This window comes from Streptomyces sp. WAC06614, assembly GCF_003949795.1.
In the GTDB taxonomy this organism is placed as follows: domain Bacteria; phylum Actinomycetota; class Actinomycetes; order Streptomycetales; family Streptomycetaceae; genus Streptomyces.
This window is the reverse complement of record NZ_RPRY01000277.1, coordinates 1-9,284: the sequence shown is the minus strand read 5'-3', so window position 1 is coordinate 9,284 and position 9,284 is coordinate 1. Positions and strand designations below refer to the sequence as shown.

The following is a 9,284-nucleotide window of genomic DNA, read 5'->3' as shown; positions in this document are numbered from 1 at the left end:
GTGTCGGCCAGTTCCCAGAGGGCGAGCAGGGGGGCGGGGTGTTCACGGGCGAGGGCGCACAGGGCTACCACCGCCTGCCGGGGCGGTGGTTGCTTGCCGTTGAGGTAGCGCTCCCAGGAGGACTTGCTGTACGGAGTGCGGCGGCCGAGCGCGGCGAGGCTCAGGCCGGTCCGTTCGCGCAGCCGGCGCAGTTCGGCGGCGAGCCGGTCGCACTCGGCGGGGGTGGTGGTCACTCGCGCAGCTCCGCCCAGGTCTTCGGCCCGACGATGCCGTCCGCGACGAGGCCGCGGGCCGCCTGGAAGCGGGTCGCGGCGTCCTTGGTGCCCGGGGTGTACAGGCCCTCGGTGGTGCCCGGGTCGAAGCCGTGCTCGCGCAGCAGGCACTGGACCTCGACGACGTCGAAGCCGGTGCTGTTGATGTCGAGGAGGATCTCCCGGTTCGTGCTGTGACCCGCGCGGAGCTCGCCGCGTTCGCGGTGGATGTCGCAGGGGTAGGCCACTCCGCGGCGGTAGCCGGCCTTGCCGGTGTCCGCGGTGGCCTGGCGTTCGTTGCCGTTGCCGACCCGTGCGCCGGCGGTGACCAGGCCCGCGACGAAGGCCGCGACGAGGGCGGCGGCGATCCCGGCGATGAACGTGCGGAGGGAGACCTGGCGGCGGGGCCTGGGCGGCGGCGCGGCCGCCGGGTCCGGTGCGCCGGGCTCCGTCCCGGGCGCGCCCGCCTGGCCCACCGGGGCGGCCGGGTGGGTGGAGGCCGGGGGTGCCGGCGTCGCCGGGGTGGGTTCGGTGGCCGTCGGTCGGGCGGGCTGCTCGACGAAGGCCCGCGGGGGCGGCTCCGCCGCCTTCGGCGTGGCCTCCGCGGGCGCCCCGGGCTTCTGCCGCGCCTGTGCGGCCACGTCGTGCAGCACCAGCAGGCGAGTCGGCTCCACCCCGCACACCTGGGCCAGTTCGTCGACGGCGGCGCGCGGTACGGGTTGCTTGCCGTTGAGATAGCGCTCCCAGGAGGAGCGGCTGTAGCCGGTCTTCCCGGCGAGTGCGGCCAGGCTCAGACCGCTGTGGTCCTTCAACCGCCGCAACTCGGCGATGAGCCGCCGCTCGCGGCCGTCGAGCGCCGCGGGCAGATCCTTCCAACGCGCCACTGGTTCGCCCCTTCTGTCCCGCTCCAGGATCGGACCACCGCCCGCGGGCTTCCAGCGCATTGCGCGGCTTGGCGCGTTCTCCCCCTCGGCAGCGCGCCGACCGGTCGGCGCGGGCCACGGGTGGATGCGCGCGGGCGCAGGCAACCGGGAGGCCGTCCACGTGCGTCTTCGACGGTGAAGACCATCGGAGCGGAACGCGGAAGCGGAAGAAGCGGAAGAGGACACATGGGAATCGTCGGCTGGATCGTGCTCGGTCTGATCGCGGGGGCCGTTGCCAAGCTGCTGCTGCCGGGCCGCGACCCCGGTGGCCTGATCGGTACCACGCTCATCGGCGTCGCGGGAGCCTTCACCGGGGGCTGGCTCTCGGCGCGCTTCCTGGACCGGCCGATCAGCAACGAGTTCTTCGACGGCCCGACCTGGCTGGCGGCGATAGGCGGCTCGCTCGTGCTGCTGATCGGCTTCCGGCTGCTGTTCGGGCACTCCCGGCGCTGACGCGGCGGCCGGGGGCGGTGGCTCCCCCTCGATAGGCTGCGCGGCATGATCAAGTCCTACAAGAGTTCTGACGACGTCTCAGTCGCGATAGCCGGAGCACGGGCGGGTGCGGAGGTGGTCCGCGCACTGTACGGTCAGCGGCTCGACCGCATCGACAAGGGCGCCGGTGACTTCGCCACCGCCGCTGATGTGGAGGCCGAGAGGGCGATCCTCGGCGTGATCCGTGCCGCACGGCCCGAGGACGCGGTGCTCGGCGAGGAAGGCGGGCAGCAGGGCGCCGTCGACGCGAGGCGCCAGTGGTGGGTGGATCCCCTGTGCGGCACGCTGAACTACGCCGTCGGCACCATGCTGGTGGCCGTCAATGTGGCGCTGCGCGCGGGGGCGGCGGCGGTGGCCGACCCGTTCAGCGGTGAGGTCTTCTTCACCGACGGGGAGCGCGCCTGGGTGCGGCAGGACGGGGCCGACGACGCCGTGCTGACGCCCTCGGCCGCGACCCGACTGGTGGACGTCAATCTGGATCCGCCGTTCCCGAGCGCGCCCGGGTTCCGGGCGGTGGATCTGCTGGCCCACCCTGAATTCGTCGCACGTTTCCGGCCTCGGGTCGTGTCCACGACGCTGGCGCTGGCCTGGGTCGCCGCCGGCAGGCGCGCCGCGTACGTCACCGACGGCGCCGACCTGTCCCGGAGCGTGCACTTCGCCGCCGGCATCTCCGTGTGCCGGGCCGCCGGCTGTGTCGTCACCGGGATCGACGGTGCCCCGCTGGGTGAGGCCGGCCGGGGGCTCGTGGTCGCCGCGGACGACGAGACCCACCGGCTGCTCATGTCGATGATCCACCAGGAGTCCCCGGCGACCGCGTGCCCAAGAACTGGCCGAACCTCCTCCACCGCTGACCACCGCGTCGCAGTCCCCGCAGCCGGTGCCGCTGGGGAGGGCGGTCGGGTCGATTCCGTCGATTCCGCCGTTCTCTGTCATGTGGGCTCCTCGGAGGGCTCGGGATCGGGTCCGGGTTCGGACCCGGGTTCGGGACCGGGGTCCGTGGCGGTCAGGGGGAGGAGGATCTGGAAGCGGGTGTCGCCGGGGGCGGATTCGACCTGGAGGGTGCCGTGGTGCTTGTTGACGATGATCCGCCAGGAGATGTCGAGGCCGAGGCCGGTGCCCTCGCCGACCGGCTTGGTGGTGAAGAACGGGTCGAAGATGCGGCTGCGAATGTCCTCGGGGATACCGGGGCCGGTGTCGCGGAATTCCACCAGGAGCCGGTCGTCCTCGCGGGCCGTGCGGACCGTCAGGGCGCCGTCGCCGCCGGCGCTGGTCATGGCGAACACCGCGTTGTCGATGAGGTTGGTCCACACCTGGTTGAGCTCGGCCGGGTAGGCGGGCACGGCGGGGAGGGTGCGGTCGTAGTCCTTGACGACGCGGATGTGGGGGCCGATCTTGCCGGACAGCATCAGCAGGGTGCTGTCGAGGAGTTCGTGGACGTCGACGTCGCGGTGCGGGGCCCGGTCGAGCTGGGCGTACTGTTTGGCCGCGTCCACGAGGTGGGAGATCCGGGTGGTGGAGTCCTCGATCTCGTCCATCAGCAGTTCGGTCTCGACGGTGTAGTTGAGCCAGCCGATGGCTCCCGGCAGGATGTCCTCGGCCACGCGCGCGGCGACCTGGTCCAGCCAGTCCGTGTCGAGCCCGGCCTGGACGAAGGTCGGCGCGACCCGCCAGCCTTCGGGGAAGCCGTGGTCGTCGAGCCAGTCGGTGAGTTCGTCCTCGCGGTCGGCCGCCTCCATGGGGCTCAGCACCGGTGCCTTGGCGACGCGTTCGGCCGTGCGTTCCTGGATCTCGATGAGGTCGGCGAGGGCCTCGCGCGAGTACGGGCCCTGCGCGATGTGGGCCAGCTTGTGGCGCATCTTGCCCACCCGCTCGCGCAGTGCCGCGGTGGCCCGGACGGCCGCGGCGGCCGGGTTGTTCAGCTCGTGGGTGAGTCCGGCGGACAAGGATCCGAGGGCCAGCAGCCGTTCGCGCTGTCCGATGGCGCGCTGGGTGTTCTTGGCCCCGAAGAACAGCCCCTCCAGCAGGTGGGCCGCCATCGGGAACCATTCCCGCATCACGTCGGCGAACGACTGCGCGGGCAGGACGAAGAACCGGGTGGGTTCGGTCACCCGCATCGAGTTGGTGTACGTCTGCGGAACCTGGTCGCCGAGGTAGGCCTGCATGGCTCCCGCGTACACCCCGCGCTGCGAGGTGCGGCTGACTTCCACGTCGTCGCCGCCGACCCGGCGCGACAGCACCACGGTGCCCTCGATCATCACGTAGAAGCAGGTGGCGGGGTCGCCCTCGGTGTAGACCGGCCCGGGGTCGAAGCGTTCCACCCGTCCTTCGGTGCACAGCCGCCCGAGCTGTTCCGGGGTGAGCTTCTCGAACAGGAACAGGGAGGCGATCTCCTGGGGGTTGCAGGGCATGCCCTGGGCGCTCATGACCGTCTCCTCATGGCCGGTTCCTCATGGCCGTCTCCTCATGACTGTTCCAGGTAGCGGTGGACGAGCATCACGGCCATCGCTCCCTCGCCCACGGCCGACGCGACGCGCTTGGCGGACTGGGCCCGGGCGTCACCGGCGACGAACACGCCGGGGATGTTGGTCTCCAGGTGGTAGGGCGGGCGGTCCAGTGGCCAGTCGGCCGGTGGGCGGCCGTCCGGGGTGAGGTCGGGGCCGGCCAGGATGAAGCCGTGCTCGTCGCGCAGGACCGTTCCGTCGAGCCAGTCGGTCAGCGGGGCCGCGCCGATGAAGACGAACATCCACTGGGCTTCGACGACGTCGGTGGCCCCGGTCAGGGCGTCGCGCAGGGTGAGGTGTTCGAGGTGTCCGTCGCCCTGGGCGGACTCCACCACCGTCCTCGTCCGTACGGTGATGTTCGGGGCTTCCTCGATCTGCTGGATCAGGTAGTACGACATGGAGGCCGTCAGGGAGTCGCCGCGGACCAGCAGGGTCACCGACTTGGCGCCGCGTGCCAGGTACACGGCGGCCTGGCCGGCGGAGTTCGCGCCGCCGACGATGTACACGTCCTGGCCCTCGCAGGAGGCGGCCTCGGTGAGGGAGGAGCCGTAGTACACGCCGCGTCCGGTCAGGCCGTCGCAGCCCGGGGCCCGGAGCTGCCGGTAGGACACCCCGGTGGCCAGGATGACGCTGTGCGCGGCGACGGCCGAGCCGTCGGAGAAGCGGACGATGCGGGCCGCGCCGTTGACCTCCAGCCCGGTGACCTCGCGGGCCGTGAGGATCTCGGCGCCGAATCGGGTGGCCTGGCGGCGGGCGCGTTCGGTGAGCTGGGCGCCGGACACGCCGTCGGGGAAGCCGAGGTAGTTCTCGATGCGGGAGCTCTGGCCGGCCTGGCCGCCGGTGGCGGACCGCTCGACCAGGACCGTACGCAGTCCCTCGGAGGCCCCGTACACGGCGGAGCCGAGTCCGGCCGGGCCGCCGCCGATGACGACGAGGTCGTAGAAGTCGGCGGCCGGGGTGGTGGCGAGGCCGACGTGGGCGGCGAGTTCCGGTGGCTCGGGCTCGATCAGCGCGGTACCGGCGGGCGTGACCACGAGCGGCAGCCGCTGTCCGTCGGCCCCGGCCGCCTCCAGCAGGCGGCGTCCTTCGGGTTCGTCGGAGGAGTACCAGCGGTAGGGCACCTGGTTGCGGGCCAGGAACTCGCGGACGGCCGAGGAGCGGGCCGACCAGCGGTGGCCGACGACCTTGGTGGCGGGTACCGGCCGGTAGTCGCTGGAGCGCCAGGCCGTGATCAGGTCGTCGAGGACCGGGTAGAGCTTCTCCTCCGGGGGGTCCCAGGGTTTGAGGAGGTAGTGGTCGAGGTCGACGACGTTGATGGCGTCGATGGCCGCGTTGGTGTCGGCGTAGGCCGTCAGCAGGACGCGCCGTGCGCCCGGGTACACGCCGAGGGCCTGTTCGAGGAACTCGATGCCGTTCATCTGCGGCATGCGGTAGTCGGCCAGGATCACGGCGACCAGGTCGCCGCGCAGTTTCAGCTCGCGCAGGGCCTCCAGCGCGGACTCGCCGGACTCGGCCCGGACGATGCGGTACCCGCCGCCGTAGTGGCGCCGCAGGTCGCGGGCGATGGCGCGGGAGACTCCCGGGTCGTCGTCCACCGTCAGGATGACGGTCCGCGGTGCCTCGGGGGGCTGCGTCATGCGTTTCCACCCTGTGTGAGCGGGCGCGCTCGGTGCGTGCTCCGGCCGGCCGGGACGTGAGGTGGCCGGGACGTGAGGCGCCCGTGCCGGTTCCCGCCCATCGTATGTTCGATCGGGTGGGAACGCGCCGGGACGCCACGGGGTGTGCGCTCCCGGTACACGGCCGGTCGCTCCTGGTCAAGTGCCGGGTGGCCGGGGTGCTTCGGCCAGCCTGCGCCGGTAGAACGCCGCCCACCGGGGCCCGTAAGGGACGTAGACGCGGACGGGTACGCCGTCGCGGACGAGGCCGGGGAGGTCCTCGGGCCGGACGCCGAGGCCGACTTCGCAGGGGACGGTCCCGAGGTCGTGCAGGAGGCGTGCGCGCATCACGTGGTCGTGCGTGGCCAGGGAGAACGGGCCCCGTGGCGGTGCAGGGCGCGGGCGAGGCGGTCGAACGAGGCGTCGACCTGGGCGGGGGTCCGCCAGCAGACCGCGGGGTCCTCGGGGAACGCCCCCTTGACCAGGCGTACGGGCACCCGGGCCGCGGCCAGCCGGGCCACGTCGCCGTGGCTGCGCCGGAGGTTGGCCTGGACGGTCGCGGACACGGGCAGGCCGGCCGCGGCGAGGTGCAGCACGGCGCGGAGGGTGGTGTCGGCCGAGCGTGCGCTCTCGGCGCCGATCTGGAGCCGGCGGCCGGGTTGCAGGGCGCCGGCGATGCGCTCCAGTGCGGTGAGGCCGGCGGACCAGGAGTGGGGCAGGCCGATGTGCGAGGGGTCGATGGAGAGCCAGACGTCGGCGCCGTGCGGGGCCGTCGAGCGGGCCAGGGCGAGGTAGGACTCGGTCACGGGGCCGATCGCCGCCTCGTCGGCGTCGACGCCGAACAGGTCGAGGCTCACCCGGCAGCCTCGGGCCAGCAGGCGTTCCGTGCACGCCTGGGCCTCGGGGAGGTCGCGTCCGCCGACGTACTGGCGCGCGGCGCGCCAGAGGGCCTGTGCCTGCGGGGCGGCCGTCCGCCGGACCGGCGTCCGCTGGTCCGGCGTCCGCTGGTCCGGCGTCTGCTGGTCCCGCGTCCGCCGGACGGGCGACCGCTGGACGGGCGCCTGCTGGTCCCGCGTCCGCCGGACCGGCGTCTGCTGGTCCGCCGGTCCGTGGGCCTCGCGCGTCACGGGGTGCCCCCGCCGGTGCGCGCAGCCGGGGTCCAGCTCGCGCTGTTGACGTGGGTCTCGGACACCTCGACGTGGGTCACCTGCGCGCCGGTCGCCGCGTCCAGGTGGCGGAGTTCCTGATGGGCCATTCTGCCCAGCAGCACCGCCACGTTCTCCACCGTCGGCCACAGCAGTTCCCGGGAGAGCTTTTCGGCTCCGAAGGCGTACACCTTGCAGTGCTGCTCGCGCAGCGGGGTCACGAGGGGGTCCGCGGCTCCGAGCATCACCCCGTGGTCGAGGTGTTCGTCGATCCAGTTCCGCACGTGCTTCTTGAACGCGCCGAATTCCACGACGGTGCCGTCGGGTATGCGGTCCGCGGAGACCTCGATCCGGCACCACCAGGAATGCCCGTGCAGGCTCACGCATTTTCCGCCGATCTCGGGGAGGCGGTGCGCCGTCTCGAAATTGTGCCGGATGCTCACCGAGTGGGTCACGGCTCCTCCCGGCGGACCGTGGCGCCGCCTTCGCCGTCGATGCTCACGGACGCGGCCATGACGCGCATCCCGTCGCCGCTCAGGTCGGTCATCAGCAGGCGCGCGACGGCCTCGCAGGAGGCGCCGCCCCATTCCCGCTCCCCCGGCCCCCACCAATGGCGCAGCCGTTCGGTGAGCTCGTGGAATTCGACGTCGCGTTCGTCGTGGAGCACGAGGACGTCGAGCCGGACCTTGAACACGTGCCGGTGCCGTGAGGCGAGGTGGTCCCGCTCCTTCGGAGCGTCCGGCCAGCGGTGGAATCCGGGGAGGAGGGACTCGACCCATATGGTGGTGGACAGCCGATCGGTCATGATTCCGTCACCATTCGTGAGGTGGTGTGGTCAGTATGTTTCGCGGCGTACGGAGACCCGGCTGACCAGCCGTCCCGCGGTGAACAGGAGCCGGTCCTCGGTGGCCTGGCCGACGGCTTCGGCGAGGCTGGACGCCCGGATGGCGAGCAGGTCCGCCACCAGGCCGGGTTCCGGGCCGGCCGGGGCGAGGCCCATGAGGGCGCGTCCGGCGTCGCTGACGGCTTCGTACGCCCGGGTGACGCCGAGGTGGCCCGAGGTGACCAGCAGCGAGGCCGTCTCCAGCGGGTCGGCCCGGCCCATGGGGTTGAAGGGGTCGGCGACGTTGTCCCCGCCGCCCGCCACGAGCACCCCGGCGGCGAGCAGGTCGTGGACGGCCGTCATGCCCCGGGGTACGGGCGTGAGTCCGCGGCCCTGGAGGTAGAGGTTGGTCAGGGGCAGGGTGACCACGCCGATGCCGGCCTCGGCGAGGCGGCGGGCGGTGTGCGCGACCGCGTCGGGGGGAAGCTGGCCCAGGCTGACGCAGTGACTGGCGCAGACGGGCTGCCGGGGGTCCTGGACGTCCGTGGACAGGACGAGGTCCGCCAGGATCGGCAGGGTGTGCACGGCCGGGGCCAGGCATTCGTCGGTGTGCACGTCCAGCCCCACGCCGTGCGCCCGGGCCAGGGACAGCAGCCTGCGCATCTCGGCCGCGGGGTCGTCGGAGTGCTGGGGCGAACCGCCGAGCAGGTCGGCCCCGCAGGCGAGGGCGCGGCCCGCGGTGTCGGCGGGGGTGTCGGCCGACAGCATGGCCACGATCTGGAGCTGGATCCGGTGCCGCCAGCGCTCGCGCAGTTCCGCGAGGGCCGCGACGGCGACGGGGTGCTCCTCCTCGGGATGGACGGCCACGTGGGTGCGGACGGCGGCGGTGCCGTGGGAGACGAGCAGGGACAGGGTCCGCTCCGCGCGCTGGAGGATGTCCGCGCGGTCCCGGTCCTTGGACCAGCCGTTCCACAGGCGTACGGCGTCGGAGAGCTCACCGGTGTCGCAGCCGACGTCGTCCCAGGTGCCCGTCTTGTCGAGGTGCGCGTGGGGTTCGACGGGGGCGGGGAGCAGCAGGTAGCCGGTGAGGTCGAGGCGTTCCGCGTCACCGTCCCGGCCGGCCGAGGCGCCGGCGGGTACCACCTCGGTGACCGTTCCGTCCGCCATCAGCACGTCGACCGGTGAGCCGTCCGCCCGCCGGGCCGACGTCAACCAGGTGCGCTGTTCCATGGAAGGCTCCCTGCCGGGCGAGTGGTGGGCTCGTTCGTGGTGGCTCGTTCACGGGGCGCTCTCGATGATCAAGGGGAAGCTACCACCGGCATTCGGGCATACGAACGCCATTTGAGGAGGATCAGAGGTCGGCCGGCTCCCGGCCCGCGTCCCCGGCCCCGGCCCCGGTCGCCCCCGCCCGGGCCCCCGCCGCGGCAGGCCCCGACCCCGCGTCTCCCGTCCCGGCGACCGCACCCGCCGCACCCGCACCCACTGCACCCGTAC

General features: G+C 73.1%; 10 protein-coding genes and 1 pseudogene. 2 read left to right on the top strand and 9 right to left on the bottom strand.

The features are described 5' to 3' along the window. Both EF918_RS27615 and EF918_RS39190 read right to left on the bottom strand, forming a co-directional pair. On the bottom strand, window positions 1-233 hold a 233-nt coding region (locus EF918_RS27615; RefSeq protein WP_148141268.1), incomplete at its 3' end, for a helix-turn-helix transcriptional regulator. Beyond that, window positions 230-1,135: a helix-turn-helix domain-containing protein gene (locus EF918_RS39190; protein WP_125651644.1), complete on the bottom strand. Its 906-nt coding sequence runs from the start codon at window positions 1,133-1,135 to the stop codon at window positions 230-232. The genes EF918_RS27615 and EF918_RS39190, both read right to left, overlap by 4 nt. 225 nt (window positions 1,136-1,360) lie before the next feature. On the opposite strand from EF918_RS39190, the gene EF918_RS27605 reads away from it, so the two are divergent. Together EF918_RS27605 and EF918_RS27600 are read left to right on the top strand one after the other, a co-directional pair. After that, complete coding sequence (locus EF918_RS27605; RefSeq protein WP_125651643.1) at window positions 1,361-1,627, top strand: GlsB/YeaQ/YmgE family stress response membrane protein; 267 nt, start codon at window positions 1,361-1,363, stop codon at window positions 1,625-1,627. A 45-nt stretch (window positions 1,628-1,672) separates the two neighbouring features. Next, window positions 1,673-2,458: pseudogene (locus EF918_RS27600) on the top strand (inositol monophosphatase); the annotation flags it as partial. A 137-nt stretch (window positions 2,459-2,595) separates the two neighbouring features. Here EF918_RS27600 and EF918_RS27595 read toward each other — a convergent pair. From EF918_RS27595 to EF918_RS27565, 7 genes are all read right to left on the bottom strand, one after another. Further along, on the bottom strand, window positions 2,596-4,089 hold the full coding sequence (locus EF918_RS27595) for an ATP-binding protein (protein ID WP_125651642.1): 1,494 nt from the start codon (window positions 4,087-4,089) through the stop codon (window positions 2,596-2,598). Between the two features lie 38 nt (window positions 4,090-4,127). After that, window positions 4,128-5,804, bottom strand: a complete 1,677-nt coding sequence (locus EF918_RS27590) for an FAD-dependent oxidoreductase (protein WP_125651641.1) — start codon at window positions 5,802-5,804, stop codon at window positions 4,128-4,130. 177 nt (window positions 5,805-5,981) lie between these two features. Continuing rightward, window positions 5,982-6,170: a hypothetical protein gene (locus EF918_RS27585; protein ID WP_125651640.1), complete on the bottom strand. Its 189-nt coding sequence runs from the start codon at window positions 6,168-6,170 to the stop codon at window positions 5,982-5,984. Then, the gene (locus tag EF918_RS37290; protein WP_185921944.1) at window positions 6,170-6,949 is read right to left on the bottom strand and encodes a hypothetical protein; all 780 of its coding nucleotides are present in this window, start codon (window positions 6,947-6,949) and stop codon (window positions 6,170-6,172) included. Before EF918_RS37290 ends, EF918_RS27585 begins: the two co-directional genes overlap by 1 nt. Then, a complete protein-coding gene (locus tag EF918_RS27575) occupies window positions 6,946-7,422 on the bottom strand; it encodes a 6-carboxytetrahydropterin synthase (protein WP_125651639.1) in 477 nt (158 codons plus the stop codon). The genes EF918_RS37290 and EF918_RS27575 overlap by 4 nt, the downstream gene beginning before the upstream one ends. Then, a complete protein-coding gene (locus EF918_RS27570) occupies window positions 7,419-7,772 on the bottom strand; it encodes a hypothetical protein (protein WP_125651638.1) in 354 nt (117 codons plus the stop codon). Before EF918_RS27570 ends, EF918_RS27575 begins: the two co-directional genes overlap by 4 nt. 30 nt (window positions 7,773-7,802) lie before the next feature. Beyond that, the gene (locus EF918_RS27565) at window positions 7,803-9,020 is read right to left on the bottom strand and encodes an amidohydrolase family protein (RefSeq protein ID WP_125651637.1); all 1,218 of its coding nucleotides are present in this window, start codon (window positions 9,018-9,020) and stop codon (window positions 7,803-7,805) included. Window positions 9,021-9,284 lie beyond the last annotated feature (264 nt).

Excerpts from the sequence above, each read along its gene's own strand:
- EF918_RS27605 (WP_125651643.1), top strand. The coding sequence starts at position 1,361 with ATGGGAATCGTCGGCTGGATCGTGCTCGGTCTGATCGCGGGGGCCGTT.
- EF918_RS27595 (WP_125651642.1), bottom strand. The coding sequence starts at position 4,089 with ATGAGCGCCCAGGGCATGCCCTGCAACCCCCAGGAGATCGCCTCCCTG.
- EF918_RS27590 (WP_125651641.1), bottom strand. The coding sequence starts at position 5,804 with ATGACGCAGCCCCCCGAGGCACCGCGGACCGTCATCCTGACGGTGGAC.
- EF918_RS27585 (WP_125651640.1), bottom strand. The coding sequence starts at position 6,170 with ATGCGCGCACGCCTCCTGCACGACCTCGGGACCGTCCCCTGCGAAGTC.
- EF918_RS27570 (WP_125651638.1), bottom strand. The coding sequence starts at position 7,772 with ATGACCGATCGGCTGTCCACCACCATATGGGTCGAGTCCCTCCTCCCC.
- EF918_RS27565 (WP_125651637.1), bottom strand. The coding sequence starts at position 9,020 with ATGGAACAGCGCACCTGGTTGACGTCGGCCCGGCGGGCGGACGGCTCA.